25 protein-coding genes are annotated in these 25,807 nt (G+C 70.3%); 13 read left to right on the forward strand and 12 right to left on the reverse strand.

The genetic code is table 11. The features are described from left to right. Positions 1–488: 488 nt before the first annotated feature. Positions 489–1,829 carry an FAD-binding oxidoreductase gene (locus tag IE250_RS18975; protein ID WP_189670868.1) on the forward strand — a complete coding sequence of 447 codons (1,341 nt, stop codon included), beginning with the start codon at positions 489–491 and terminating at the stop codon, positions 1,827–1,829. 11 nt (positions 1,830–1,840) lie between these two features. On the opposite strand, the gene IE250_RS18980 is transcribed toward IE250_RS18975, so the two are convergent. Continuing rightward, positions 1,841–2,341 (reverse strand): MarR family winged helix-turn-helix transcriptional regulator, encoded by a 501-nt coding sequence (locus IE250_RS18980; protein WP_189670869.1) that lies wholly within the window; start codon positions 2,339–2,341, stop codon positions 1,841–1,843. 112 nt (positions 2,342–2,453) lie between these two features. Here IE250_RS18980 and IE250_RS18985 point away from each other — a divergent pair, with 112 nt between their 5' ends. The 4 genes from IE250_RS18985 (at position 2,454) to IE250_RS19000 (ending at position 5,231) form a co-directional block, all read left to right on the forward strand. Continuing rightward, positions 2,454–3,392, forward strand: coding sequence for an NADP-dependent oxidoreductase (locus tag IE250_RS18985; protein ID WP_189670870.1), 939 nt, complete (start codon positions 2,454–2,456; stop codon positions 3,390–3,392). A gap of 37 nt (positions 3,393–3,429) precedes the next feature. Then, positions 3,430–4,308 (forward strand): NmrA/HSCARG family protein, encoded by an 879-nt coding sequence (locus IE250_RS18990; RefSeq protein WP_189670871.1) that lies wholly within the window; start codon positions 3,430–3,432, stop codon positions 4,306–4,308. Positions 4,309–4,318: 10 nt separating this feature from the next. Then, complete coding sequence (locus IE250_RS25080; RefSeq protein ID WP_373301717.1) at positions 4,319–4,570, forward strand: alpha/beta hydrolase; 252 nt, start codon at positions 4,319–4,321, stop codon at positions 4,568–4,570. Positions 4,571–4,652: 82 nt separating this feature from the next. After that, positions 4,653–5,231, forward strand: coding sequence for a TetR/AcrR family transcriptional regulator (locus IE250_RS19000; protein WP_189671103.1), 579 nt, complete (start codon positions 4,653–4,655; stop codon positions 5,229–5,231). A 355-nt stretch (positions 5,232–5,586) separates the two neighbouring features. Here IE250_RS19000 and IE250_RS19005 read toward each other — a convergent pair whose 3' ends face one another. Further along, entirely contained in the window at positions 5,587–5,952 is a 366-nt protein-coding gene (locus IE250_RS19005; protein WP_189670872.1) for a VOC family protein, read from the reverse strand. A 93-nt stretch (positions 5,953–6,045) separates the two neighbouring features. Here IE250_RS19005 and IE250_RS19010 point away from each other — a divergent pair, with 93 nt between their 5' ends. After that, entirely contained in the window at positions 6,046–7,014 is a 969-nt protein-coding gene (locus tag IE250_RS19010; RefSeq protein ID WP_189670873.1) for a helix-turn-helix transcriptional regulator, read from the forward strand. Positions 7,015–7,333: 319 nt separating this feature from the next. Here the strand turns inward: IE250_RS19010 and IE250_RS19015 are convergent, their stop codons facing one another. Continuing rightward, positions 7,334–7,579, reverse strand: a complete 246-nt coding sequence (locus IE250_RS19015) for a hypothetical protein (protein WP_189670874.1) — start codon at positions 7,577–7,579, stop codon at positions 7,334–7,336. Between the two features lie 116 nt (positions 7,580–7,695). Beyond that, positions 7,696–8,385 carry a class I SAM-dependent methyltransferase gene (locus tag IE250_RS19020; RefSeq protein ID WP_189670875.1) on the reverse strand — a complete coding sequence of 230 codons (690 nt, stop codon included), beginning with the start codon at positions 8,383–8,385 and terminating at the stop codon, positions 7,696–7,698. Positions 8,386–8,559: 174 nt separating this feature from the next. On the opposite strand from IE250_RS19020, the gene IE250_RS19025 reads away from it, so the two are divergent. Then, positions 8,560–9,603 (forward strand): alpha/beta fold hydrolase, encoded by a 1,044-nt coding sequence (locus IE250_RS19025; RefSeq protein WP_189670876.1) that lies wholly within the window; start codon positions 8,560–8,562, stop codon positions 9,601–9,603. 11 nt (positions 9,604–9,614) lie between these two features. Here the strand turns inward: IE250_RS19025 and IE250_RS19030 are convergent, their stop codons facing one another. The 5 genes from IE250_RS19030 to sigJ all read right to left on the reverse strand — a co-directional run bounded on the left by IE250_RS19030 (position 9,615) and on the right by sigJ (position 14,301). Continuing rightward, entirely contained in the window at positions 9,615–11,633 is a 2,019-nt protein-coding gene (locus IE250_RS19030; RefSeq protein WP_189670877.1) for an anthranilate synthase family protein, read from the reverse strand. A 223-nt stretch (positions 11,634–11,856) separates the two neighbouring features. Next, positions 11,857–12,267, reverse strand: a complete 411-nt coding sequence (locus IE250_RS19035; protein ID WP_189670878.1) for a barstar family protein — start codon at positions 12,265–12,267, stop codon at positions 11,857–11,859. A gap of 87 nt (positions 12,268–12,354) precedes the next feature. Continuing rightward, the gene (locus tag IE250_RS19040) at positions 12,355–12,771 is read right to left on the reverse strand and encodes a ribonuclease domain-containing protein (protein ID WP_189670879.1); all 417 of its coding nucleotides are present in this window, start codon (positions 12,769–12,771) and stop codon (positions 12,355–12,357) included. A 128-nt stretch (positions 12,772–12,899) separates the two neighbouring features. Beyond that, positions 12,900–13,355, reverse strand: coding sequence for a hypothetical protein (locus IE250_RS19045; RefSeq protein WP_189670880.1), 456 nt, complete (start codon positions 13,353–13,355; stop codon positions 12,900–12,902). Continuing rightward, positions 13,348–14,301 (reverse strand): RNA polymerase sigma factor SigJ, encoded by a 954-nt coding sequence (gene sigJ, locus IE250_RS19050; protein WP_229872591.1) that lies wholly within the window; start codon positions 14,299–14,301, stop codon positions 13,348–13,350. The genes IE250_RS19045 and sigJ overlap by 8 nt, the downstream gene beginning before the upstream one ends. A gap of 220 nt (positions 14,302–14,521) precedes the next feature. Here sigJ and IE250_RS19055 point away from each other — a divergent pair, with 220 nt between their 5' ends. After that, positions 14,522–15,271: an SDR family oxidoreductase gene (locus IE250_RS19055; RefSeq protein ID WP_189670881.1), complete on the forward strand. Its 750-nt coding sequence runs from the start codon at positions 14,522–14,524 to the stop codon at positions 15,269–15,271. Here the strand turns inward: IE250_RS19055 and IE250_RS19060 are convergent. Both IE250_RS19060 and IE250_RS19065 read right to left on the reverse strand, forming a co-directional pair. Beyond that, positions 15,268–15,990: a sigma-70 family RNA polymerase sigma factor gene (locus tag IE250_RS19060; RefSeq protein WP_189670882.1), complete on the reverse strand. Its 723-nt coding sequence runs from the start codon at positions 15,988–15,990 to the stop codon at positions 15,268–15,270. The two genes, IE250_RS19055 and IE250_RS19060, sit on opposite strands and share 4 nt — an antisense overlap. 184 nt (positions 15,991–16,174) lie before the next feature. Then, entirely contained in the window at positions 16,175–18,934 is a 2,760-nt protein-coding gene (locus tag IE250_RS19065) for a helix-turn-helix transcriptional regulator (RefSeq protein ID WP_189670883.1), read from the reverse strand. A 202-nt stretch (positions 18,935–19,136) separates the two neighbouring features. Between IE250_RS19065 and IE250_RS19070 the strand changes: the two genes are divergently transcribed. From IE250_RS19070 to IE250_RS19090, 5 genes are all read left to right on the forward strand, one after another. Then, on the forward strand, positions 19,137–20,072 hold the full coding sequence (locus IE250_RS19070; protein ID WP_189670884.1) for a patatin-like phospholipase family protein: 936 nt from the start codon (positions 19,137–19,139) through the stop codon (positions 20,070–20,072). Then, positions 20,069–21,283, forward strand: a complete 1,215-nt coding sequence (locus IE250_RS19075; RefSeq protein ID WP_189670885.1) for a macrolide family glycosyltransferase — start codon at positions 20,069–20,071, stop codon at positions 21,281–21,283. Before IE250_RS19070 ends, IE250_RS19075 begins: the two co-directional genes overlap by 4 nt. Next, positions 21,283–21,783: a hypothetical protein gene (locus IE250_RS19080; RefSeq protein ID WP_229872592.1), complete on the forward strand. Its 501-nt coding sequence runs from the start codon at positions 21,283–21,285 to the stop codon at positions 21,781–21,783. Before IE250_RS19075 ends, IE250_RS19080 begins: the two co-directional genes overlap by 1 nt. Then, positions 21,780–22,724: a hypothetical protein gene (locus IE250_RS19085; RefSeq protein ID WP_189670886.1), complete on the forward strand. Its 945-nt coding sequence runs from the start codon at positions 21,780–21,782 to the stop codon at positions 22,722–22,724. The genes IE250_RS19080 and IE250_RS19085 overlap by 4 nt, the downstream gene beginning before the upstream one ends. A 175-nt stretch (positions 22,725–22,899) precedes the next feature. Beyond that, complete coding sequence (locus IE250_RS19090) at positions 22,900–24,426, forward strand: alkaline phosphatase D family protein (protein WP_189670887.1); 1,527 nt, start codon at positions 22,900–22,902, stop codon at positions 24,424–24,426. A gap of 36 nt (positions 24,427–24,462) precedes the next feature. Here the strand turns inward: IE250_RS19090 and IE250_RS19095 are convergent, their stop codons facing one another. Further along, positions 24,463–25,719, reverse strand: coding sequence for a hypothetical protein (locus IE250_RS19095; protein ID WP_189670888.1), 1,257 nt, complete (start codon positions 25,717–25,719; stop codon positions 24,463–24,465). Between the last annotated feature and the right edge of the window lie 88 nt (positions 25,720–25,807).

A 25,807-nucleotide genomic window follows, 5' to 3' on the forward strand; every position in this document is an offset into this window, starting at 1 on the left:
GAAGCCGACCATGGCGGACAGGACGACGAGCATTCTGACCAGGCGGGACACGGTGCTGTTCTTCTCGGACACGCTGACCTCCCTCTCGGTTGGGTACATCCGGGGAATCCTCGCCGCCCAGTCGACGCGGACCCGACGACGGGCCCACCTGCGGGTGAATTTCACCTGTCCGCTTTGTCTGGTCCTGAGACCTGCGCGCGGGTGATCCGATCATGGCGGGCACCCGCCAGGATCGCGCCGTCGCGATAGTCGATCCCGTGCTGGCGAGCCCGGGTGACCGTCTTGCGTGCGTCGCTCGGGGTGGTCGCGGGAGGTCCGCCAGCGTCTGATTCGGGTGCCGAACAGCCCGCGAGTCACCGGCATGGCTTCCCCCAGAGCGTGCGTCTCTGCCGGTCAAGCCACAGGCCATGGCTCTCGGGTCGACGGACGGGGCACTGCCGTAACCCATAAACGGACGAAATCATCCGCTTATGGGCTAGGCTCGCCGCGTGCTTGTAGACAACAGTGCAGACGAGTACCTATCCGCGACGAGACCCCGTAACTCGGCGACCACCCAGTTCCCAGCGCGGGTCGCCCCTATCCAGGCGCCGGCTGACATCTCGACGTCGCTGGAGGAGGTCGCTGCCCTCGAGCGATCCTCCGGGCGGAAGCTCGAGGTGGTGGTCCAAGCCACCGGACACGGCGCCGGCGCCGTCGTCGACGAGAACGTCGTCCTGTTCGACACGTCCCGACTGAACGGAGTGACCATCGACCCGCAGTCGCGCGTCGCGACGGTTGGGGCGGGAGCCACCTGGGCGGACGTGAATGCCGCAGCCGAACAACACGGACTGCTGGGCCTCGCGGGCTCCGCCCCGAGCGTGTCGGTGTCGGGCTACACCTTCGCCGGAGGCATCGGCTGGCTGGTGCGCCGCGACGGTCTGGCAAGCGGCAGCCTCCGCCGCGTTCACTACGTCGATGGCCACGGCCGGTCCCGCATCGCCGCAGACGACGCTGCGGAGCAGATCGACCGCGACGCCATCTGGGCGTTCCGAGGCGCCGGCGGCGTAGGCATCGCCCACACGTTGGAGTTCGACCTTGCGCCGGCCGACAGCCTGTATGCCGGTTCACTCCTGTGGCACGGTGGCGCGCTCTCGGATCTCGTCGCGGCCTGGAAGAGCGGCATCGAGTCCGTCGGTCCGAGCGTGTCGACGAGCATCGCGGTGATGCACGTCCCGCCGCTGCCGCCGTTTCCGGAGGAGCTGTACGGATCGATCGCCGTTCACCTTGCTGTCGCTGACCCGGACGGGCCCGCAGGGGCCGCGCCACTTCTAGAAGCCATGCGCACCGTCGCGGAACCGGTCGCTGATGACTGGGGCCCGAAGGACGCGTCCGGCCTGGCCCGCATCCACCTCGATCCGCCTGTCGCGTCCCCGGGTGTGGGTGACGCGCGGTGGCTTGACGTCTCTACCCCTGAGATCGCCGAGCGCATCTTGACCGCAGCCGCGGCTGTCGACTCACCGCTGGTCATGGTGGAGATCCGCCACGTCGCCGGCGCGCCGACGCGCCGAGAGGGCGCTGTGGTCTCGCCCCCCGGAGCCTTCATCTATCACGGCGTGGGCTCGCTGATGCTGGCGGAACGCCCGCAGATCGAGGCCGGTCTGGAAGTGCTCAGGGCCACCTGGGCTGACGCCGATACCGGCGTCGCACCAGGGTCATGGCTCGAGGCGGCAGCGACCGCGCCGTCGGCGTTACGAGACGACGTGCTCCAGCGAGCTTGGTCGATCGCGGACCAGGTCGACCCCGACCATCGGATTCGCCGGTCGCGACTCCTCGGGTCGATCCATGAGTGACGCCGTGGAGGTCAGCGCGTCTTGCGTCGACGCGGTGCCGCGGAACGCGGGGGAGCGGAGCGCATATGGTCGCGGATCCGGCCTAGCACGTCGGCCAGGACCTCGACGTCCCCACGTGCCAGGGGCTCGAACAGCAGCTCGTCGAGCACGGCGATATGGCCGGGGAAGACCTTCGCGAGGGTATCCCGGCCCTGCTCGGTGATCGTGACCGTGGTGCCGCGCTCATCATCCGGGGACGGCGCGCGGGTGACCAGCCCGCGCTGCTCGAGCGACTGGGCCTGATAGGTGAGGCCGCTGCGGCTGTAGACGACGCCGTCGGCGAGGTCGGTCATGCGGTTGCTCCCTTCGGGCGAGTCGCCCAGGCGGGCCAGGAGCTGGAACTGCACATAGCTGAGACCGCCGGCTTCCTGCAGCTGCTGCTCGACCGTATGCCGCAGAAGGCTGCTGACCTCGATGAGCGCAAAGTATGCGCCCAGCTCGGTGGGGTCGAAGGAACGGGAGGGATTGGCCATGCCGGCAGTCTACCCATGCTACGAAGTCAAAGCACTTGCTACGAACTTGAAGCAGTGCTACGGTCTCCACCAGGTGCTTCGAATCCGAAGCAATAACGGAAGGAAGACGATCATGAAGGCGCTACGTTTCCACGAGTTCGGTACCCCCGAGGTCCTCCGCTACGAGGACGCCGAGCAGCCCGTCGCCGGGGAAGGTCAGGTGCTCATCCGGGTGGCCGGCTCAGCGTTCAACCCGGCCGACAACGGCATCCGAGGCGGCAACCTGCCCTTCCCGGTAACCCTTCCGCACGTGCCTGGCTACGACGTCTCCGGCACCGTCGACGCAATCGGCGACGGCGTGACCGACTTCCAGGTCGGCGACACGGTCGTCGGCTTCATCCCGATGACCGAGGACGGCTCCGCGGCGGAGTACATGGTCGCCCCCGCGGGCGTGCTGGCCAAGGCCCCGTCCAGCATCGACCTCGCCGACGCCGCCGCACTGCCGTCTGTGGCGCTGACTGCCTGGCAGGCCCTCTTCGACGAGGCCGGGCTCAAGGACGGTCAGCGAGTGCTGATCACCGGGGCCGGCGGAGCGGTCGGCGGATACGCCATCCAGCTCGCCAAGCGGGCCGGTGCCTACGTGATCGCCACCGCGAGCCCGCGCAGCCACGACACCGTCACGGCCGCTGGTGCTGACGAGGTCATCGACCACACGACCTCCACCGTCCTCGACTCGGTGACCGAGCCCGTCGACGTCCTGCTCAACCTGGCACCTATCAGCCCCGACGAGTTCGCGTCTCTCGTCGCCCTCGTCCGTGACGGCGGCGTCGTCGCGGCGACGACCGCGTGGATGCCCACGCCCAGCGACGACACGCGTGGGGTGCGGGCCGCGGGAATCTTCGTCCGTGCCGACGTCGACGAGCTGACCCAGCTGGTCGCCCTCGTCGACAGCGGTGAGCTCACCGTCGACGTCGCGCAGCGCGTCTCGCTGAGCGACCTCCCCGCGATCCACACACAGTCAGCCGCCGGCGAGCTCCGCGGCAAGGTCGTGGCCGTCCCCGACGCCAGCTGATCCGTCATCACATCGCGACTCCTGAACGGAAAACGAAATGACCTCCACACAACGACCCCCCATCGCCGTCATCGGCGCGACTGGCCAGCAAGGCCGCAGCGTGATCGACGCGCTGCACGACACCGACGTCCCGGTCCGCGCGCTGGTTCGCGACCCCGACTCTCCTGCGGCCCGCGCGCTGCGTGCAGCCGGCACTGACGTAGTGCAGGCGGACCAGGAGGACGGCAAGTCGCTCGCTGATGGACTCGCCGGCGTCGCCGCCGTCTTCTACATGACGACGTTCGAGGGCCCGGAAGGTCCAGCAGGCGAGGTGCGTCGCGGTCACGCCGTCGCCGACGCCGCCGCCCGAGCGAACGTTCCGCACGTCGTCTACTCCTCAGTGGGCGGCGCAGAGCGCAAGACCGGCATTCCCCACTTCGAGAGCAAGTTCACGGTGGAAGAGCGGCTTCACACCCTCGTGCCTGCCACGATCCTGCGTCCAACCTTCTTCATGGAGAACCTGACCGCGCAGCTCGCGCCCAACGAGGACGGCGAGATCGTGATCCGCATGCCGATGCCGGGGGACGTGCCGGTGCAGATGATCGCCGTACGGGACATCGGTCGCGCCGCCGCCCGGCTTCTTCTCGAGCCCAGCGCGATCGACGGCGACGCGATCGAGGTCGCGGGCGACGAGCTCACACTCGACCTCGTCGCGGCCCAGGCCGGCGAGACCTTCGGGGTGCCGGCGCGATTCGAGACCATCCCGCTCGAGTACCTCGGCGACGACGAGGACCTCAAGGCGATGTTCCGATGGTTCGCCGAGGGGTCCGCATACCAGGCTGACCTGGCACGGTCACGCTCGCTGGTGGCGGACGTCAGTGACTTTCGGTCGTGGCTCGTCATGCACCGCCAGCAAGAGGCGGCCTCGATCTCGTGACGTTCCCAAGATGATTGCCGCCGGGACTTCTGGGAGTCTCCGGCAGGGGCTCGGCGACCGCGATGCCTTCCGTGACGAGGACACCACCTACGCCATCAAGCTCAGCCGCGCAGGCGTGCCGGTGGAGTTCCATCCGCACCCCGGCATGCCGCACGAGTTCGACTCCATCGCCTTTCGAGGCCGACGTAGCCGGGCGAGCCGTCACCGACAGAATCCGAGTACTGAAGTCGATCCGACCCAGGACCGAGCGCGTTCGTCCTAGCTGTACGCGGGACGGACGTGCTCGGCCCGTCGAGTCGCGACCGTGCTTCCACAGGGACGCCATGCGTATTCTGTGGACCACGATGTCTCTCGACCAGCCCAAGAAGCTCAGGAAGGATGCGGCCCAGAACGCCGAGCGGATCATGGCCGCCGCAGTACGAGCCGGGCTCGCCGAGGGCAAGTTCGTCCCCCTCGCGCAGATCGCCGCCGACGCGGGCGTGGGAGTCGGTACGCTCTACCGCCGGTACCCGAACCGGGAAGCACTCCTGGAAGCGTTGGCGGTACGCGCCTACCGCCTGATCCTTGCCGAGGCGGAGGATGCTCTTGCGTCCGGTGAGACAGGCCTCGACGCGATCGGCCGGTACCTGCGTCAGTCGTTCGTTCACAGGGACGAACTAGTGCTCCCGCTGCACGGTGCACCGATGACGGAGGGAACCGAGTCCGCCCGGCTGCGCCAGCGGATGCGGCAGACCATGGGCGCTATCGTCAAGCGCGGCCACACCGACGGCACCGTACGTCTAGACGTCAATGCCGGGACCGTGGTCCGATTCGGCGCGATGCTCGCTCAACCGATGTCGAACGTCCCCGACTGGGAGGCGGCCGCCGCGGAGCAGCGGTCAGTGTTCCTGCGCGGCATCGCGACCCAGACCGGTTCGCAGTAGGTCAGTGTCTCGAGCGTGCCCCTGACGCGAAACGTCGGTCACCAAGCCATCGATCTCGTTGAGCACCATGACGTCCATCCGTGAGCTGAAGGGTCTGCCTCGCCGTGCCCGGGCTCCGCCCGTTCGTGCACGTAACGCAGCTCGCTCGACCGCACGGCCGCGGTGACCGCGATGTCTTCGTGGTCACGGCCGAACCGCCGAGCACTACATCCGGCCGATCGACGCGCTGGCGAACACCGCGAGCCGTCTCTTGGGCTCTGAAGAGGAGGCCGCTTGGGCAGGCGACACAAGATCCTGCCTGGAATGAGCGACGCGGCGGACGCGGCTACAATGCTGCGCCCGCCGCTGGAGGCCGCTAGTCCTGTGGTGCGACCCGGATCCGGTTTCCGTCGGGGTCAGCTGCCAAGAAGGTGCGGCCGAACCCCGCGTCCCGAGGCTCTTGCAGGATCGTGATGCCCTTGGACTGCCACGAGGTGAAGATCGCGTCGACCTCGTCCGACCCACCATCGACGGTCAGGCAGATCTCACTGGTTCGCGGGACGTCGGGCGACAGGCCCTCGAACTGGCCCGACCACAAGGCGAGGTCAGCGCCCGGCCCCAGGTCGAAGGCGATGTATCCGGGGGTCTCGAAGGACGGGCTCGAGTCGAGCAGGTCGCCGTAGAAACGGGCTGCGGCCGGGGCATCGTTCACGTAGACGATGGACACGACGGATGCGGTCATGATGGTTCCTTCTGATCGGTGATGTTGAACGCCTCCACCAGCCTGACCGGAATATGCGCCGGATCATGTCGCAATATCTGGAAAAGTGGAACCGTGACGCCGGACCGCTTCTTCTCCCTGATGCTGCTCCTCGAATCGCGCGATGCGGTGACAACGCACGACCTCGCATCGGCGCTCGGCGTGTCCTTGCGGACCATCACACGGGACCTGAACTGGCTCCGCGACGCCGGGTTGCCGGTAACCGCCCAGCGGGGTCGTTACGGCGGGGTCACCATGTTGCCCGGGTCCGCGCTCGACCTGACGCGGCTCACGCCGGGGGAGCGGGATCACCTGTCGATCACGGGGCTGGACGAGAAGCAACGCGAGGAGCTGGACACGTCGGCCGAAAGTCGACGGGCGCTGTCCAAGGTCGCCGTGACACGAACAGGTCGGACTGACGGGCTTCTGCCACTCACTGAGGTCGTGCACGTGGACAGCCGTCCCTGGCTCCGGGCGCGAGCGGATGGCGCGGCTCCGGCCGCGCTGGTCGGTCCAGTACGGCGAGGCCGCCGGCTACGGATCGAGTACCACAGCTCGAGCGGGGCACGCGCGCACGATCTGCTCGTGGACCCCTACGGGCTGCTGGCCAAGGCCGGCGTCTGGTATCTCGTCGCGGACTGCGCCGGGGTGCCCCGGATGTACCGACTCGAGCGGATCACGGCGTGGAATGAGGTCGACCACCCACGACGCATCCGCGCGAACCAGACCCTGGCCACCGTCACTACCGCGCTCGTCGAGCAGTGGGAACACGACCACGCCATCGAAGTCAGCGCCACCATCGATCACACGCAGCTAGATCGAGCGCGACGCATCCTCGGTCAGCGACTCATCGACCAGGACATTCACGAGAGATCCGCCGCCGGCCACGCCGTCACGATCCGATTCCGGCATCTGGAGGACGTGCGAACGCTTCTACCGTTCGGGAGCAGCATCACGGTGCACGGCCCGGCCGAAGTCAGGACCCGCCTCCACGACCTCGCCGCCGAGCTCTTCCAGCACTACACGTCGTCAGCACGCTTCTGATCGACAACCCGAAGTGTGCGGATACTGCAACTCCCAGGTGCCCACGCTGCTGCCCGAGGGGGCGGGGGTGGAGCCCCGGAAGCCGCTGGGTTCGGTTCCGCCGTCGGCACTCTGGTTCAACGCCAAGACCTTCACCGGGAACGCCGCCGCTCCGACCAAGCCACGGCCCCGATTATCGTTGAGGAGGAAGCAACGTGACCATCTCGTGGGCTGCCACGTCACCAGAGTCTGGAGCGGCGGCGCGCGACAACCGGATCTGCCGGGAGCGGCCGAGCCTCTTGACGGTGGCTGGTCAGGCTCGTTGCCAAGGTTGGGACACTCAGCGCAACGTCGGGCCGGCCACGTCCACCGGCCCGGGTGCGACCGGGTGCTCGATCTGCAGGTTGATGGTGCTGCGCGACGTCGGGATCACAGCGAGCTGGGCCTCGCTGCCGCTGATGTCGATAGCGCGCACGTGCAGGTGCCCGTCCTTGAGGCGGATCGCGAACTGGTCGTCCCCGGCGACGAAGCGCACCTCGCTGTCGTCGTCGATCACGGTGGGGCCCGAGGGCAAGGTCTTCGGCATGAGTACAGCATGCCTGGCGTCGGCAGGAGCGCCCGTCGACGCCCACCGTATGACACGAGTGCTCACCGAACGGATCGTGACCGACGCGACGGGCCCGGACGCGGGCTTGGTCCGAGCTACGCGGCCGGGATCGGTACCGCCGCGCCCATGATGAGCGGTCGGACCAGCCAGGGCATCCCGCGCCACCGCCCGTGCGTCACCCGCTCTATGTCGAACCGTCTGCCCAGCGCCGCCAGGGTGTCGCGGTTGCAGCGGCACCCCATCGCGAACGCCGCCCAGGGCCCAGCCCAGCGGTCCTGGCTGCGGGCGAGCCTGGCGTCGTCGGCCCGGACGTGCTCAACAAACAGCAGCCGACCGCCGGGGCGCAGCACCCTGACGATCTCGGCGAGGGCGGCGTCGACGTCGGGGACGGTGCACAGCACGAGGGTGGAGACGACGGTGTCAACGCTTGCGTCGTCGGCTGGCAGCGCGTCGGCTGGGGCAAGCGCGACCTCGGTGGGAGTGTGCCGGTGGCTGCCGGCCGCGCGGGCACGCAGGCGCCGGAGCATGGCGGGCTCGGGTTCGGTGAGGAGCAGCTCCTCCGCCCCCGGCGGGTAGTGCTGGCGGTTGAGGCCGGTGCCCGCGCCGATCTCCAGCACCCGGCCGGTCGCGGCGCCGAGCAGGTCCGCGCGGCGCGCCCGCATCCCCAGCCGTTCGCCCCCCGCGAGGAACGGGTCGTAGATCAACGCCCCGAACCGGCTCCACAGCCGGTCCGGTGTCGCCGCGCCCACATGCTGATCATCGATCGTGGTTCTTGTCCGATCCATCGGTCCTCCTCGACTCGTTCGTGGTCCCATTCGAGCAGCCGCTGGTCACCGGGCGCATCGCTTGAACGGGCTATCCCCGATGCCGCCGATGGCCGAACCAGGCCATCGAGCACCTCGCGCACCGCAGCCACGTGCGCCGACTCAACCTGTAGGGCCATTGGCTACGCTGTGGCGATGCGTTCCGTCGAGCAGCGCGTCCGCTTCACGAGCGTGAACGGCCGGAGGGTCGCGTGGGCGACCGCTGGATCCGGCCCTGCCGTGGTCGTGGGCGGCTGGTGGTGCAGCCACCTCGAGCTCGACTGGCGCAACGCCCTGTTCCAGCGCTTTGCCGACATGTTCACCGACCGGTTCACCCTGGTCCGCTACGACCGACCCGGGACCGGGCTGTCTGATCGCGACGGGTTGCCGATCACCGACCTCGACGACGAGGTGGCCGTGCTCGCCGCAGTCATCGACCAGGTGGGCGAGCGGGTCTCGCTGTTCGGCGCCTCCTCCGGCGGGTGCGTCGCCGCAGCGTACGCCGCAGCGCAGCCCGACCGGGTCGACCGGCTGGTGCTCTACGGCAGCTACGCCAACGGCGCCGAGATCGCCGACCGGGAGGCTCGCGAGTCGATCCTGACCATCATGGCCAAGCACTGGGGCGTCGGATCCCGGCTGCTGACCGACGTCTTCCTGCCCAACGCCACACCTGAGGACCGCGAAGCGTTCGTCAGGTTCCAGCGGGCCTCCGCGACACCCGACATCGCCGTGGCCTCGCTGCGTGCGGTGTATCAGTTCGACGTCCGCGACCGGCTACCCGCTGTCCGGGCGCCCACGCTCGTGCTGCACCGCCGCCAGGACCGGGCCATCCCGTTCGCGCTTGGCCGGGATGCCGCCAGCCGGATCCCCGGTGCGTCCTTCGTCGCGCTGGACGGGACCGACCACCTGCCCTGGCGCGGCGACGCGGTGGCCCTCGCGCACGCCGCCGTGGGCTACCTCGGCGACGACGCCGGCCCGGCGGTCACTCGACAGGTCGGGGTGTCCGCGCCGGACCTGTCGATGCGGGAGATCGAGGTCCTGCGCCTGGTTGCCCAGGGGTGGAGCGACCACGAGATCGCCCAGCGGCTGGTGCTCAGCGAGCACACCGTGCACCGGCACGTCGCCAACATTCGAACCAAGCTCAGCGTCACCTCGCGCACCGCCGCAGTCGCCCACGCGGCCAGAGCAGGCCTGATCTGAACCGGCTCCGATCAGCGTGCCGGGGACGCCCCTGTCGGGGCGCCCAGGACGTGGCGGGTGAGGGCGTCAAGGACAGTGAGGCCGTCGGCCGAGAGGACCGATTCCAGGTGGCCCTGGACCGACGCGACACCGGGGCCGCGCAGAGCGGTGAGCACGCCGTCCGTGTCGACGGACGGTTCCAGGGCAAGTCGTGCGACGGGATTGTCGGCGGCGGCAGCGGCGATGGTGCTCAGCTGCGCGCCGAAGGTGTTGTAGTAGCCGACGGCGGCCGTGGTGCCGAACACGTCGGCGTCGAGGCGCACGCCCTGACGCGGCGCTCGCAGCGCGCGGATCGGGAAGCCGGCGAGCCCGGCGAGCACCTGGTGGCTGAGGCAGACCGCCAGCAGCGGCCGGCGCGCGCTGACGCGCTCGTGGATCCGCCGGGTGATGGCGGCGATGCGCGGGTCCTCGTGGTCGCGCGGGTCGCCCGGGCCTGGGCCGAGGACGACGAGATCGTCCGCGAGCACGTCGCCGACGGCGTCCCACCGGACCACGCGGGCGTTCATACCGAGATGGCGCAGCTGATGGGCGAGCATCGTCGTGAACTGGTCCTCATGGTCGACCACGAGGACATTCCGGCCGGTCAGCGCAGAGGTCTCTGCAGGTTCTAGCAGCGTCGCGGACGGGCCGGCTGGTCCGGCGTGCGCGGCGTCCTGCGGACGGACCCAGAACTCGGCGAGCTGGCTGTTGCGGGCGGTCAGCGCCTCAGCGACGCCAGGCTGCGCGTTCAGGTCGACGACGGCGTCGGGCCCCGCCCCGCGCGGCACCAGCCCGAGCGAGACAAGCACCCCCGCGGCCTTCGCTCGCGTCTCCGCGACCTCGTGCTCCGGGACGGAGTGACGTACGAGGGTTGCTCCGGCAGGGACGGTCACGTGGCCGCCGTCGTGCAGATAGGCCGTGCGGATGAGGATCGGGGCGTCGAGCGAGTAGTTCGCCGGGCCGGACGGGGTGTGCTCGTCCGAGTTGCCACGGGCGTCGTAGGGCTCGAACAGGGCGAGAACGCCCGAGTAGTAACCGCGTGGCCGCGTCTCGTGGCGGGCGATTACCCTGCAGGCGTTCTCCATGGGGGATCCGGTCACGGTGGGCGCGAACATCGTCAGGCGCAGCGCCTCGCGCGGGTCGAGGGTGGTGCGGCCCTCCAGCAGGTACTCGGTGTGGCTGAGGCGGGCCATCTGCTTGAGGTACGGGCCTACGATGCGCCCGCCGTCCGGGCAGAGCACGCTCATCATCTTCATCTCCTCGTCGACCACCATGAAGAGCTCCTCGTTCTCCTTGGTGTCGCGCAGGAACTCCAGGACGCCGTCGCGCGTGGGGCCGGTCGCGGGGTGGCGGTAGGTGCCGCTGATCGGGTTCATCCGGACCACGCCGTCCTGGACGGTCAGGTGCCGTTCGGGCGTCGCGCCCGCCAGGGAGAGCGTCTCGGTACTCCCCGCGGGTGCCGGGGCGTGTACCGCGAAAGTCCAGTACGAGCCGACCTCGTGCGTGAGCAGAGCACGGAACCACGACGTCAGCGTGGGAACGGGCGCCGCGTCGGTGCGGGCCTCGAAGCGGCGCATCACGACGAAGTTGGCACCTGCGCCCTGCCCGATCTCGTCGTCGATCACGCGGCGCACGATGCCCGCGTACTCGTCGTCGGGGATGTCGAAGCCGAGCGGTTCGGCGGCGACGGGCTCGGACGGGAGAGCGGCGACGGCGTCGGGCAGGGGGACCCGCTCCGACTCGCGGACGACGATGCAGCGCAAGGGGGCGCCGTCGTCGTGCACGGTGAACCCACGCTCGCGAGCCTGGCGGAAGGGGACGACGGCGAGCACCGGCGCGCCGTCGAGCGGGATATCGCGCAGTAGGCCGGCGTCGACCACGTCGCCGACCAGGACCTCGACCTCTGCGCCGCCGTGTCGGCGTAGGAGCGCGAAGGGAAGCGAGCCGTCGGAGGCCAGGACTCGGTCGAGCAGGGGATGCTGAGTGGCGGCGGAGCGCTGGATGCGGGACATGCGGGGGCCTCTCGGTTCGGGTGCCTTGCCCCGGACCGAGAGCCTCGCGAGAACACGAAACGACCGCCCCAGGGGTGAGGCGGTCGTGGACGTCTGAGTGGATGCGTCGCCGAGCTCGCCTAGTCGGCGAGCCACCAGTCCAGGCAGATCAGGTGCGACGTCATGGCCGGAAGGTTAGCCGCGCGCGGGGCGGGTGTCCACCGGCCCTCGGCCAAACCGAGCGTCAGCGCAGCTCTAGCAGGATCCCGTCCGCCGCCTCGCGGCCACCAGGTCCGTGCTCGCGGATGATGGCAACGATCTCGTCGAACAACGTCGGGCCCTCGCCGCGGCGCGCTTCATCGAGCCTCGCCTCGACGGCCGCGCGGTTCGACGGATCGACGGAGGGCAGGAGCCGCTCCAGCCGTCGGGCTGTCTCCGGGTGACCGAGTGCTGCCCGGGACGTCTCCGAGCCGACCCACCTCAGAACCCAGCCGTGCGTGGGGGTCCCGTACCCCCCGCGGAGCACGTCGTTGAGGGCATCGAGGTTCCCTCGCCAGGTGTACCCGCTCAGCAGCCGGGAGAACTCGCGGGCGAAGCCGTCGAGGTCGCTGAACCGCGCTCCGTCGACGATGAGCACGGGGAGGTCACGAGGCATGGTCCGAGGCTATCCGTCCCGCTCAGGGCCGGGCCCGTGCGCTGCGCCCAGCCTTTGACGGGGCCGGACACAGCGCACGGGACCGGGTCACATCCGGTAGAAGTCGTCGTAGTGGTTGGGCGAGAAGTAGACCACGCCGGTGGTGCGGTCCAGGACGAGCCGGTAGGACTGCCGTGCGGCGCCGCAGGCACGCGGCGTGACGTCGAACTCGAGGTAGGAGTGACCGGCCGGGAGCTGACCTTCGTTGTTGTAGTGCGTGCCACCCGCGAAGTTGCACTGGCCGTTCGGCCAGCTGTACCAGCCGCGCGTGCTCGGGTAGCCCTTGGAGCTCCAGATCGACTTTGAGGAGTAAGCCTCCGCACAGCCGCTGTGCGTGCAGGAGCTGTAGACGTTCGCCTCGGACGCAGGTGCGGCGGCGACGCCGCCGGCGACGAAGCCGACCATTGCGGACAGGACGACGAGCACTCTGACCAGGCGGGACACGGTGCTGTTCTGCTCGGACACGCTGACCTCCCTCTCGGTTGGGAATATCGGGGGGATCCTCGCCCGCCCAGTCGACGCGGACCCGACGACGGCCCGACCTACGGGTGAATTTCACGTGCTAGCGCTCGTGGCCAACACATCTGGCCTACCTATCTCGCGTGAGTGCGGCCCGGGATCACCAATGCGATCGCAAGGAGTATCGCGACGGAGAGGACCACGACCTGGCCGGTGGCTTCGTCCGTCGGGAGGTTTTCGAGATGAGTGACGTGGTAGGCGAAGTGCAGGACTCCGAAGACGGTCCACGCGATGCCGAGCAGGCGGCAGCCGGCCTGCGAGGGCCGGACAAGCCCGTAGAGGGATGCCGCGCCGAGCGCGAGGTACATGGCGCCGTGGTCCCGCACGAGGTGCTCGTTGTACGGGCCGTCCTTGGAGACCCATTCTCCGAGGAAGACGGGAAAGTGGTCGAAGTAGGGCTGCGGCCAGAAGTAGGACCACGCGCCGACGACGCCGACGATGATCACCGTCGCGACAAGCGCTCCGTACTGCGTGCGGCTCACCGCGCGCGTGTTGTCGGGCGCGCGGCGTTCTGCTGTCGTCTCAGGCATCGTGTCGTCCTTCGTTCGTTCCGGGTGTCGGCAGCCAGCCGGTGAGCTTGGCGGGGTTGAGCATGATCCACACGTCGGTGACCAGCCCGTTCTGGACGCGGAAGTTCATGACTCCGGCCACGAGGTCGCCGGTCCGCAGCAGGACGCCGAGCCCGCCGCTGGTGGGCTCCACCTGGTGGGTCAGCTCCGGCATCTTCGCGTCCACACCGAGGACGAACCTCGCGACCCGGTCGGGGCCTTCGATGACGTTGAGCGCCGCGGTGACGACCCCGCCGCCGTCCGACCACAGCTGGACGTCGGGCGCAAGCACCCGCATGAGCTGGTCGACGTCGCCCGCCTGTGCGGCGCGGAGGAACGCCCGCACCGCGCGGTCGTGCTCGTCGCGGGGCACGACCGTGGTCCGGTTCTCGCGGACGTGTCGGCGTCCCGCCGTGGCGAGCTGCCGGACAGCGGCTGGAGAGCGCCGGACGATCTGAGCGATCTCGTCGAACGGGACGGCGAACACGTCGTGCAGCACGAACGCGACACGTTCCGCCGGCGTCATGGATTCCAGGACGACGAGCAGCGCCGTGCTGACGGCATCGTCGAGGGTGACCCGGTCCAGTGGGTCGACAGGGCTCGCGGACGCGGTCCCGGTGTGTCCGGGGTCGGGTGCTGTGCCGTCGAACATGCCGGCGGGAACCGGTTCGGGCAGCCACTGGCCGATGTACTGCTCCCTTCTCCTGCGCGCCGAGGCCAGGAGATCCAGGGCGATCCGACTCGCCACGCGGGTCAGCCATCCGGCGGGGTTGACGATGTCGGCGCGCTCGGGCTCCTCGAGCCGGTACCAGCGCAGGTAGGTCTCCTGCACGATGTCTTCCGCGTCGGCCAGCGTCCCCGTCATCCGGTACGCCAGCGACAGCAGCCGACGGCGTTCGGCGAACACGTCCTCCAGGTCGTCGTTCACGACGGGTCCTCGCTCTCGGTGTGTGGCGGTGAGTTGCTGTTCATCACCATGACCAGACAGCCCCGAGAAATGTGAGGCGCTTGGTCGACCTCACACTCCTGCACGCCACGTCGTCATGAAGATGGAGGGCGGGTCGAAACTTCGGCCGGCTCCTTGCGCTAGTCACACAGGGGCTCGCCGCGCGGTCATAGACGCAGGAAGCCAGGGACGAGGAGAGACGATGAGACGCAAGATCGCAGTTGCAGGCGGGACGGGTGTCCTGGGGCGGCACGTTGTCGAGGTCGCCGGGAAGCGTGGATACGACGTCGTGACGCTCGCGCACAGCACGGGTATCGACCTGGTCGCCGGGACCGGCCTCGACGGAGCGCTCGACGATGTCGAAGCGGTGGTCGACGTGACGTCGATACAGACGCAGTCCGCGCGCGCGTCGGAGAAGTTTTTCGGAGCGGTCACCAGCCATCTCCTCGAGGCCGAGAAGGCGGCCGGCGTCGGACACCACCTGGCGCTCTCGATCGTCGGCGCCAACAAGGCGCCTTACGGCTACTACGCCGGCAAGGTTCTCCAGGAGAGGCTCGTCACCGAGGGTGAAGTGCCGTGGAGCCTCATGCGAGCCACCCAGTTCCACGAGTTCGCGGGCCAGATCATGGAGCGCCTGCGGCGCGGGCCGGTGGTGATCGTTCCCCAGATGCGGTCCCAGCCGGTCGCCGCCGGCGAGGTGGCCGGGCGGCTGATCGACCTCGTCGATGCCGGGCCTTCGGGCCGGGTCCCCGACTTCGGTGGCCCGCGCGAGGAGGACGCGGTCGACATGGTGCGTGCTTTCAAGGAAGCAACCGGCGCCAGGGTCTGGATCCTGCCTGTGCCCTTCCCGGGAGCGTTGGGACGGGCGCTGCGCGACGGCAGTCTGGTCGCGGGCCGCGGCGCCGACCACGGCACGCAGACGTATGCCGACTGGCTGCGGTCGAAGGGCTAGCTCGATTGCCGAACGTTGCCGTGGGAGAGGTTGCCGGCCCGGTCAGCCAGCAACCTCTCCAGGCGCTCGATATCGCCCTCGACCATTGCGGCCGTGAATGCTGTGGCGAGCTGGCGGTGCGCCGCGGCATCGACTTGATGCATCCGGTCCCCGGCGATGCTGACCTGGGATCGGCGAACCAGCTGGCGGGCGTTGGGCGCACTGGTCCGAAGGACCTCGGCGATCTCCTGGTAGGGATAGGAGAAGCATTTGCGAAGCAGGCACGCGGCCAGCTCGGAGGCAGTCAGCTTCGCCATGAGGAAGGCCAGCATCCGGTCGACGGCCACGGCTCGCTCCGCGTATTCGGCAGGCTCGTCCGACGCTCTGACCGCGCCGAGCCAGGCGGAATCGGTGAGCCTCTCGTGGCGGTACCGCGCTGACTGGATGATGTTGATCGCGAGGTGCGTGGTGGCCGTCGTCAACCACGCGGCGGGATTCGTCACCTCGAGCCTGTCCATGCGCTGCCAGCGCAGCCATGCGTCCTGCACCACGTCCTCGGCCATGGCCGAGTCGCCGACCACGCGGTAGGCGACCCACAGCAGACGGGTCCGCTCCGCCAGGAAGACCTGCAACCCCCGCTCCGGCCCCGCCTCGATGTCGGTGGCCTGGAGTCGCTCGTTCTCGGTCCGGTGGGATGGGGTCCTCACCGAGAGCTGATCCCCTGAGCCTCGCGATGACATTGCGAACTCCTCTGCGACCCGCGACGGCACTCGTTGCCACCGTGACTCGAGTCTTGTCACCCGCAGGCGCACTTCCGCCCCGGAGGTACGTAGTCGTGTCCGTAGCCAAGGGCCAGATCTGCAGGATTGGCTGTACCCGCGACTCAGCGCCTTTGCGCGGTCCGGGTGGCCTGCTCCCGCGTGGTCATGACGCCGCGCCGTGGAGAAGTACGGTACGGATCTCGTTGCGCGACGCGATGCCGAGCTTCGAGAAGACACTGCGGAGGTGCCACTCGACCGTGTGGCGGCTGAGAAACAACTGGGTGCCGATCTCGGGGTTGGTGAGCCCATCGGCGGCGAGACGAGCGATCTGCGCTTCTTGCGAGGTGAGAGCCGTGTCCGTCGCGCCGGCCCGTTTGCGAACCGTGGCTCCCGTGGCCCGCAGCTCGCGGCGCGCACGCTCGGCGAACGCCTCGGCCCCGAGCTGGGTGAGCATCTCGTGCGCCATGCCCAGCTGCTCGCGCGCGTCGAGGCGGCGGTTCTCGCGGCGCAGCCACTCGCCGTACAGGAGGCGCGCGCGGGCTAGTTCCACGCGGACCCGGGTACGACCGAGCCGCTCGATCGCCTCGCGGTAGAGGCTTTCCGCAGCGACGCCATCGCTCAGGAGCGCACGCGAGCGCGCCTCGACACCGAGCGCCCAGTCAGTGCCACTCGCCTGTGTCGTCTCCGAAAGCTGCGCGAGCGCGTCGGACGCCAGCTCGGGAGCGCCACTACGGGCGGCCGCCTCGACCAGCTCGGTCAGAGCCCATCGCGGCGCCCCGAACTCCTCCTGGTGCCTCGCTGCCGCTTGGGCCGCGGTCACCGCCTCCTCGTACTTGGCGAGGCCGTTGCAAAGCACCGCGTGGTGGCAGTGCGCGACGGTGACTCCGAGTCCCTGGCCGTACAGCGTCGCCCCGCTGATCGTGCGGTCGATCAGGGTGCGTGCCTCGCGCTCGCGTCCACGGATGGCGGCCAACGCGAGCTCCCCGAAGGGCGGCTGGTTGCTCCCGATCGCCGCACTGACCGTTCTTACCTCTTCGATCACCGAGGCTGCCGCCGCCAGTTCCCCGGCGAAGACGTGCACCACGGCGCACGAGTCGAGCGCAAGAGGCAGCTCACTGAGCGCGCCGGTCTCACGGGTGATCGTCACGTGTCGCGTTGCAACCGTCTGCCACCGCTCGAGGTCCCACAGGTCCGCCGCGATGACCCCGGCAAGCAAGAGCCAGCGCATCGCCTCCTGGACGGGGACGTCCTCGTCGCAGAACACCCCGAGGACTCGCTCGATCATCGGCGCCGAGGCGGCGTAGCCGTCCGTGAGACGCACGGCAAGGGCATCCAGGAGCATGTCAGGCGCGCGCGGCCGCGGTGGTGGCGGTGCCCCGCGCGCCACTTCACCCACCTCCCGCCATCCGGGGCTGCGCGCCAGATGACCGGCGAATATCACCGCCGAGACCGTTTCCAAGTGGGTCTCACGAGCGAGCGCGACGTCGAGCTGCTCGAGCCTGCGAGCGGCGGCGAGCAGGAGCGGGGGAGCGTCCTTGCCGCGGCCCAGCGCAAACGCGATCTGGGCTTGCAACACGTCGATCCGTGCGCGCAGGAGCTCGTCGAGCTGTCCGGTCTCCGCCCTCGCGAGGAGTGTGGCCGCCGGTCCGAACGCGCCGGCGTGAACCTTCGCCTGTGCCGCGTCGACCGTGCGCTGCGCACGTCGGGCCGGATCTTGCGTGAGCTCGGCTGCGTTCTGGAGGAGCGCGGCTGCCGCCGCGATTCCGCCACGCGCTTGTGCCCGGCCAGCCGAGCGCTCAAGTTCGGCAGCCACCGCATCGTCCGGACCCCTGGTTGCGCGCGCGAGGTGCCAGGCTCGACGATCGGGGTCGAGCCGAGCATCGGTCGCCTCGGCCAGTGCGTGGTGTACCTCTCGGAGCGAGTGCGCGCCCGCCGCCCGGTACGCCGCCGAACGCACCAGCGGGTGCCGGAACCGAACCTGCGCGCCGACTGTGATCAGTTCCGATGCTTCGGCGTGCGACACGGCGGCGTCCACCGAGATTCCCAGCCGCTCGGCCGCACGCCTCAACAACATCCCGTCGCCGACCGGCTCGGCGGCGGCGGTGAACAGCAGGCGTTGCGCCTCGGCCGGGAGCGCCTCGACGCGGCGGAGAAAACCCTCCTCGATCTCGCCTGCCAAGGGTTGCGCGTCGGGGCGGCCGAAGCCGGCCATCTCCGCTGCGTCCCACCCGCGAGGTAGCTCGAGCAGCGCCAGTGGGTTGCCGTGCGCCTCGGCGACGATGCGCTCGCGTACCCGGTCGTCCAGCGGTCCGGTGACGACGTTGTCCAGGAGAGTTCGCGAATCTGGCTCGCTCAGTCCCGACACGAGCAGCTCGGGAAGACCGGCGAGAGTCTCGCCGGGGCTGCGCGCACGGACGGCGAAGACGATCAGGACCGACTCCGCCAGCAGCCGGCGGGCGACGAACTCCAAGGTCAGCGCCGACGCTTGGTCCAGCCACTGCGCGTCGTCGATCAGGCACACCAGCGGCCGGTCCCCGCCGGCTTCAGCGAGAAGGCTCAGCGTGGCCAGGCCCACCAGGAACCGGTCGGGCACGTCGCCGCCACGCAGACCGAACGTCGTCGAGAGCGCGTCGCGCTGCGGCCCGGGAAGCTGATCGAGGCCGGCCAGCAGGGGTCGGCAGAGCTGGTGCAGGCCGGCGTACGAGATCTCCATCTCGGACTGGACGCCAGCGGCGGTGACGATGCGACAACCGGTGGCGCGCTCGCGGACGTACCGCAACAGCTCGGTCTTCCCGATGCCCGCCTCCCCGCGCAGGACAACGGTCGCACTACGGCCGGCCCTGACCGCCTCCAGGAGCTCGTCGAGGGCCCGGCACTCGTTTCCCCGCCCAAGGAGTTCGGGACCGGAACCGGATCTCGTCATGGCTTTCCTCTCGCCCCGTGAAGGATACCCGGGCAGGGGTGCGCGCGGTGCCCACGAGCTGCAGGCTCCTCGAGCCCCCGGCGGCCGGCCCGAAGGGCGCCGTGTACCTGCGCTACGGGACCGCCGTTGTCACAGATCAAGGGCCTCTCCGGTCGAGTCTGGAAACTGGAGGTTCCAGGGCTGTGGCGGAAAGGGCGGACCAATGGAGACGAGCTCGCCGGGACTGAGCACACTGCCACGGCCGGTGGCGATGGCGGTGGGAGGGGGAGGCGTGTTCGGGGCGGCGCACGTCGGGTTCGGCTACGCGCTCGAGGAGCGCGGGTTCATCCCGGACCGGATCGTCGGAACGTCGGCGGGCGCGATCAACGGGGCGATCGCGGCCGCCCACCCCGGCGAGGCGGCGCCCTGGCTGGATCGCGTGTGGACCCACCTGCGCCGCCGCGAGGTGTTCCCCCTGAGCTACCTGTCCTCGCGGGGCAGCATCGCTGCCAACCGAGGGCTGCGCCGGCAGCTCGCGCGGGCCGGGCTGCCGCGCCGGATCGAGAAGCTGGAGATCCCGTTCGCCGCCGTGGCCACCGACCTGTCCGACGGCACCGCGGCCGTCATGAGTACCGGCGACCTCGAGTCCGCGCTGCTGGCCAGCTCAGCGATCCCCGGCGTCCTGCCCCCGGTGTTCCGGGAGGGCCGCACCCTGATCGACGGCGGGATCGTCGCCCAGGTCCCGGTACGCGCGGCCCTCCAGGCGGGAGCGGCGAGCATAGTGGTCCTGCTGACCGAGCGGGAGAATCGGCCGCTGCTGCCCACCGGCCCGCCGCTGCGGGCCCAGGCCGTGGCGTTCAGGGCCGCGCTGCTGATGATGCACCAGCAGATCGAGCGCGACCTGCTCGACGTGTCACGGCAGGTCCCGACTGTGGTCCTGCCGACCGGTATCGCGGAGTGGCCGGCGCCGTGGGACTTCCGCCATTCCCGATGGATGATCGACACCGCGTCCCGCGCGGCAGGGCACTTTCTCGACGAGCTGCGCGTCAGCGGGCCGGGCCTGTACCGCTCCGTCGGCACCTCCGAACCGCCCGCCGCTCCGCGCGACGCGGCCAAGGACGCCGCCGAGACGACGCCGGCGCTGGAGGCGGGCCGATGAGCACCATCGCGTTTCTCAACATCCCGCTGCACGGGCACATCAACCCGACGCTGCCCGTGGTCGCGGAGCTGGTCCGCCGGGGCCACAACGTCAGGTACTACACCTCGCCCGCGTTCTCGAAGGAGATCGAGGCGACCGGCGCGACAGTGTTTCTCTATCCCGGCGGCGACCAGCCGCTGCCCGACCCGCCCCTGCCGGTCACGATGCTGGACGGGCTCGCCGGGGCCGCCGTCGGCCTGTTGCCTGGCGTGCTGGCCGATCTGCGCCGCGTTCGGCCTGACCTTGTCGTCCACGGCGCCGCGTGCGCATGGGGCGCGGTCGCGGCTCACGAGCTGGGGGTGCCCGCGGCCGCGACGTTCACCACGTTCGCGTTCAACCGGACCGTCCCGAGCCCCACCGGGGCGTCGTGGGAGCTGCTGGCCCAGGCGGCGGCCCGGCCGGGAAACGTCCGGTCCTTCCTCCGGTCGCGGTGGGCATTGTCCCGTCGATACGCGACGCGCGGGGTGCCGCTGTTCGACCTGGCCAACGTCCGGCAGCCGCTCAACCTGGTCTTCACCTCGCGTGCGTTTCAGCCCGACGACGGCGCCTTCGACGAGACGTACCGGTTCGTCGGGCCCAGCATCGGCGCCCGCCTGCTCGACCCGTCGTTCCCGGAGCACCTGCTGCGCACCCCGGTGCTGTACGCCTCGCTGGGCACCGTGTTCGACGCCGAGCCGGGCCTGCTGCGCACCTTCGCCACCGCGCTCGCGCCGCTGGCCGGCACGGCCGTCATCTCCACGGGACACACCGACCCCGCGGCACTGGAACCGTTGCCGCCCAATGTGGTCGCCCGCCGCTTCGTGCCCCAGACCGAGGTGCTAGCCCGCGCTGCGCTGTTCGTCACTCACGGCGGCATGAACAGCGTCAACGAGGCGATGCACGCCGCGGTCCCGATGCTCGTGGTCCCGCAGGGGGCCGACCAGCCGCTGGTGGCCGGGCGCGTCGTCGAGCTCGGCGCCGGGCTGACGATCCGCACCGAGGACGTCACCGACCAGTCCGTGGCCGCCCTGGCCCGGCGCCTGCTCGACGAGCCGCAGTTCCGGGTCGCGGCGGCCGCCATGCAGGCCGCGCAGCGCGAGGCGGGGGGCTACCAGCGTGCCGTCGACGAGCTGGAGCAGTACCTGCGCACGGCCGGAGGCGACGTACCGGAAGAAGCGAGGCAGGAGCGTTGATGATGTCGCCAGCGGTGATCGTCCTGCTGCTGCTTGCCGGGCTCTCCGAGTCCGCTGGGCGGATCCTGCCCCTGCTCGCCCGCCGCGCCGCCGTGTCGCGGGTCGGCGTACCGCAGCCCCTGGTCTTCGGGCTCCTCCTGACCGGTGCCGTCGTCGACTGCGCGGTCTTCGCGCTCTGGCCCCTGGCGGCGTCGGCCCTGGCCGAGCACATCGCGGGCGCCCCGGGCACCGCGCTGGCCTGGACCCCCGTTCTCGTCGCCCCGCTGGTCCTCGCCGCCGTCATCGCCTTCCCGCTGATCGGGCCGCTGCTGCACGCGCTGCTCATCCTGGGGGTCGGGGCGAGCCTGGTGGCCCCCCTCGCCACGACGACGGGACTGGCGTGGTGGCCCGCCGCGGCCTGCGTGGCCGGAGCCGGGCTCGGGCTGGCGGCCGTCGTCGACCTGTTCCGGCGCCTGGTCGCGAGAATCACCGCCGGAGTCGCCCTGGAGGTGCCGGCATGAGCGTGCTCCTGCTGCTCGTCCTCGTGCTCGGCCCGATCCTGCTCGCCGAGGGCCTGCTCGCCCGGTACGAGGTGATGGTCTACACGGCCGGCTGGCGCAAGCCAACCCCCGAGCTCCCGGACGGCATGCCCTACGCCCGGGGCGCCGAGCCGGACCGTCCGCCGAGCGCGTACCTGGTCTACCTGGACGGCATCGGGAAGCGCCGCTTCACGGACACCCGCGACGGCGGCCAGCTCGTCAAGGCCGTGCTCGACGGCGCGCCGGACCTGCGGGTGCTGGGCCAGGTGCAGCCCTACTCCCCGCTGGCCGCGCCGCTGGTGGACCGGCCCGTGTGGGAGTGGCTCCGCCATCACGTCGGGCTCCTGCTCTTCCTGCACAACGCGATGCAGACCTTCGTCGCGGCCGACGGCCGCTACCGCCCGCTGTACAACCGGGCCGTGGGCGCCCAGATCGCAGACCAGCTCCGGCATGCCGGGTATCTGCCCGACGGCGGCCTCCCGGTGGTGCTGCTCAGCTACAGCGGCGGCGCGCAGGTCGCCACCGGCGCGGTCGAGGAGCTGCACGCCCAGCTCCGCGCCCCGCTCCTGCTGATCGACATCGGCGGGTTCCACAACGGCGCGAACGACCTCACCCACGCCGAGCACGTGCACGTGCTCACCAGCGCCGGCGACCGGATCGAGCGGGTCAGCTCGTGGATCTTCCCGCAGCGCTGGCGGCTGTTCCGGCGCAGCGCGTGGAACCGCGCCGTCGACGCGGGAAAGGTCACTGTGCACCGCCTCGACCCGGCCACCCACGTGGGGCCGCGCAGCTACATCAGCCCGACGGCCACCCTGCCCGACGGCCGCAGCCACCTGGAGCGCACCACCGACACCGTGCTCGCGCTCGTCCGGGCCAGGACGGGCGACGTCGCGCCGCGCCCGCCCGGCGGCCTCGCGAGGTAGAGCGCTGCCGTCGGGTGCGGTGACCGCGCCTTCGCCGTCACGCGCCGTTTCGACGCCGGACGACGCTGAGCAGGCTCGATCCCGATGGCCGGAGTCGGCGCTGGCCACCGCCGCTTCACCCGGGCTTCGGGATGCGGTCATCCGGGTGTCTCGTGGCCGGGCTAGAAACGAGCACATGAATCCTAGGCTCGAACTCAACCGGCGCACCCTGCTCGGTGCCACCGGGCTGGCTGCCGCCGGACTGCTCCTTCCGACCGCACCGGCCTTCGCCAGGTCCGGTCGCCCGATCCTGACCCACGGCGTGCAGCTCGGCGACCCGCGCACCGACGGTGCCGTGGTGTGGACCAGGGCCGACCGGCCGTCGCAGATGTTCGTCGAGATCTCCCGCGATCCGGACTTCCGTCGCGCGACGCGGATCCGTGGCCCGCTGCTGACCCCGGAGACGGACGGCACCGGCGAGCTGCGCCTGACCGGCCTGCCGGCCGGGCAGGAGGTGCACTATCGCGTCGTCGCGCAGGACTTGGAGGGCCGGGCCGACAGCCAGGCGCTGACCGGACAGTTCCGTACCGTTCCGCGGGATCGCCGGGACGTGCGATTCGTGTGGTCGGGTGACGTCGTCGGCCAGGGCTGGGGAATCAACCCTGACATCGGTGGCATGACGATCTACGACGCGATGGCGGCCCGCAACCCGGACTTCTTCCTGCACAGCGGCGACACCGTGTACGCGGACGGGCCCCTCCAGGAGACGGTGACGCTGCCGGACGGCCGGGTGTGGCGCAACATCGTCACCCCGGAGAAGTCCAAGGTGGCCGAGACGCTGGCCGAGTACCGCGGGCAGTTCGCCTACAACCTGCTCGACGAGAACGTCCGCCGCTTCGCCGCGAAGGTCCCGCAGCTCGTGCAGTGGGACGACCACGAGGTCACGAACAACTGGTACCCGGGCGAGATCCTGAACGACGTCCGCTACACCGAGCAGCGCGCCGACGTGCTCGCCGCCCGGGCATTCCAGGCGTTCCACGAGTGGCAGCCGGTGCGGCAGCAGGACGCCGTCGACGGCCGCGTGTACCGCAAGGTGTCCCATGGGCCGCTGCTCGACGTCTTCGTGATCGACATGCGCAGCTACCGCGACCCGAACTCGACCGGCACCACGTCGGAACGGATCCTCGGCGCCCGCCAGGCACGCTGGCTGGTGGACTCGCTCGCCCGCTCCCGTGCGACCTGGAAGGTCATCGCCTCGGACATGCCGCTCGGCATCATCGTGCCCGACGGCGACAAGATCGAGGGCGTCGCCAACGGCCTGCCCGGCGTGCCCAACGGCCGCGAGGCAGAGCTGGCGTGGGTGCTGCAGGAGATCAGCCGGCAGCGGGTGCGCAACACCGTCTGGCTCACCGCGGACGTGCACTACTCCGCGGCGATCCACTACTCACCCGAACGGGCCGCGTTCGAGGGGTTCGACCCGTTCTGGGAGTTCGTCTCCGGCCCGTTGCACGCCGGCGCGTTCGGCCCGAACAGGCTCGACCCGACGTTCGGGCCGCAGCAGGCGTTCGTCAGCTCCCCGCCGCGAGCCAACACCTCACCGTTGGAAGGCTTCCAGCACTTCGGCGAGGTCAACGTCGACGGTGCCACCGGACAGCTCCGCGTCGACCTGCGCGACCAGGCCGGCCGCTCCCTGTGGGCCACCAGCCTCGACCCGGCGGGCTGACGAGCGCGGATGTGGGCGGTTTCTCCGCGGCAGGGCTCAGCGCTTCGTGGTCGCCATCCACTCCCAGATGCTCCTGCCGCGGTGGTGCGGGTCGTTGCGGGCGACGTAGATCCACGACCAGTGCCCGGGGTAGGTGATCCCGTCCCACGTGACGGTGTCGTACAGGCTCATGATCGAGCCGTCGATCCGCTCATGGGCGTAGACCGTGTTGTCCTCGGCGTCCAGGGTGGCGTCGTCGGCCGAGTGCACGAGCCACGTGGGCGTCTCCATCGCCGTTAGCTCGTCGTCGGAGATGAAGAAGCTGCCCGAGCCGTCGCGGGCACCGATACCGCAGCAGATCGGCACGGAGCTCGCGAACATCTCGGAGTACTCGGCGACCATCTTCAGTGACATGTATCCGCCGTTGGAGCAGCCGACGACGTGGATCCGGCCCGTATCGATCCGGTGCGCCGCGGCGACCTCCATGATCGCCTCCAGGATGAGCGGCGCGAACCCGTCGCCGTCGAGCATCCAGGCGGACGTCGCCTGCGGCGCGAGGACGTAGGCGCCGCCGAACAAGTCCTGCGCCTCCGGCGTGGCGAATCCGAGCGCGCCCCGATTGGCCCGCAGCTGCGTCTCGTTGTCGTAGTAGTCGTACCCGTCGGTCCGCAGGCCGCCCTCGCCGCCGCCGTGCAGCCAGACGACGAGCGCCGCACCGTCACGACTGCCTTGGTGCGCGGGGGAGAAAAGCCGGAAGTTCAGCCCCGATGCGGTCACATGGTGGGTGAACGCGTCCACCTCCGGATCGGACAGCCGGCCCTGGCGGAAGGAGTCGAGCACGACCGCGCCGCCCGCACCCCGGCCGCGCAGCGGCTCGACCTGCGTGATCGCGTAGTCGAGGTCCAGGACCACGTTGCGGCCGTACCCGCCCATGTACTGCAGGGTGCCGCCGCCGTCGACCCCCCAGCCGTGCTCGAGCTCCAGGATGATCTCGCCGCTGCCTGTCCACCTCGCTCCGGTGACCAGACGATCCTGCTCGTAGGCGACCTCGCGCGTGAGCGGGTTGATGGCGGTGACGTGCACCGCGAACGTCGACCCGGTCAGCGACGACCGCTCCACGCGGCTCAGGCTTTGGGAGGACAGCACGAGCGAGGTCACCTGTTCACCACCGTCGAGAACCTCGGCGATCGGCGTCACCAGTGCATCGCCGCGCTCGCGGACGGCGGCGCTCGCGGTCGGTGCGCCTAGCAGCGCCGAGGCACCGATGGTGGCGCCGGAGACGAGCACGGTGCGGCGGGAGATCGGGGTGCGCATGGCGGAACTCCTTTGTTCGGGGCCAAGGAGCCGGCGTGCGCCGTTGAGTGCATCACCGACTACCTGGAGGCTAGTAATCGGTGTCGAT

Origin of the sequence: Promicromonospora soli (assembly GCF_014653785.1) — a bacterium.
Classification (GTDB): Bacteria; Actinomycetota; Actinomycetes; order Actinomycetales; family Cellulomonadaceae; genus Promicromonospora; species Promicromonospora soli.

Coding starts and splice junctions, on each gene's coding strand:
- IE250_RS18980 (WP_189670869.1), bottom strand. CDS start 2,341: ATGGCCAATCCCTCCCGTTCCTTCGACCCCACCGAGCTGGGCGCATAC.
- IE250_RS18985 (WP_189670870.1), top strand. CDS start 2,454: ATGAAGGCGCTACGTTTCCACGAGTTCGGTACCCCCGAGGTCCTCCGC.
- IE250_RS18990 (WP_189670871.1), top strand. CDS start 3,430: ATGACCTCCACACAACGACCCCCCATCGCCGTCATCGGCGCGACTGGC.
- IE250_RS25080 (WP_373301717.1), top strand. CDS start 4,319: ATGATTGCCGCCGGGACTTCTGGGAGTCTCCGGCAGGGGCTCGGCGAC.
- IE250_RS19000 (WP_189671103.1), top strand. CDS start 4,653: ATGTCTCTCGACCAGCCCAAGAAGCTCAGGAAGGATGCGGCCCAGAAC.
- IE250_RS19005 (WP_189670872.1), bottom strand. CDS start 5,952: ATGACCGCATCCGTCGTGTCCATCGTCTACGTGAACGATGCCCCGGCC.
- IE250_RS19015 (WP_189670874.1), bottom strand. CDS start 7,579: ATGCCGAAGACCTTGCCCTCGGGCCCCACCGTGATCGACGACGACAGC.
- IE250_RS19020 (WP_189670875.1), bottom strand. CDS start 8,385: ATGGATCGGACAAGAACCACGATCGATGATCAGCATGTGGGCGCGGCG.
- IE250_RS19025 (WP_189670876.1), top strand. CDS start 8,560: ATGCGTTCCGTCGAGCAGCGCGTCCGCTTCACGAGCGTGAACGGCCGG.
- IE250_RS19030 (WP_189670877.1), bottom strand. CDS start 11,633: ATGTCCCGCATCCAGCGCTCCGCCGCCACTCAGCATCCCCTGCTCGAC.
- IE250_RS19035 (WP_189670878.1), bottom strand. CDS start 12,267: ATGCCTCGTGACCTCCCCGTGCTCATCGTCGACGGAGCGCGGTTCAGC.
- IE250_RS19045 (WP_189670880.1), bottom strand. CDS start 13,355: ATGCCTGAGACGACAGCAGAACGCCGCGCGCCCGACAACACGCGCGCG.
- IE250_RS19055 (WP_189670881.1), top strand. CDS start 14,522: ATGAGACGCAAGATCGCAGTTGCAGGCGGGACGGGTGTCCTGGGGCGG.
- IE250_RS19060 (WP_189670882.1), bottom strand. CDS start 15,990: ATGTCATCGCGAGGCTCAGGGGATCAGCTCTCGGTGAGGACCCCATCC.
- IE250_RS19065 (WP_189670883.1), bottom strand. CDS start 18,934: ATGACGAGATCCGGTTCCGGTCCCGAACTCCTTGGGCGGGGAAACGAG.
- IE250_RS19070 (WP_189670884.1), top strand. CDS start 19,137: ATGGAGACGAGCTCGCCGGGACTGAGCACACTGCCACGGCCGGTGGCG.
- IE250_RS19075 (WP_189670885.1), top strand. CDS start 20,069: ATGAGCACCATCGCGTTTCTCAACATCCCGCTGCACGGGCACATCAAC.
- IE250_RS19080 (WP_229872592.1), top strand. CDS start 21,283: ATGATGTCGCCAGCGGTGATCGTCCTGCTGCTGCTTGCCGGGCTCTCC.
- IE250_RS19085 (WP_189670886.1), top strand. CDS start 21,780: ATGAGCGTGCTCCTGCTGCTCGTCCTCGTGCTCGGCCCGATCCTGCTC.
- IE250_RS19090 (WP_189670887.1), top strand. CDS start 22,900: ATGAATCCTAGGCTCGAACTCAACCGGCGCACCCTGCTCGGTGCCACC.
- IE250_RS19095 (WP_189670888.1), bottom strand. CDS start 25,719: ATGCGCACCCCGATCTCCCGCCGCACCGTGCTCGTCTCCGGCGCCACC.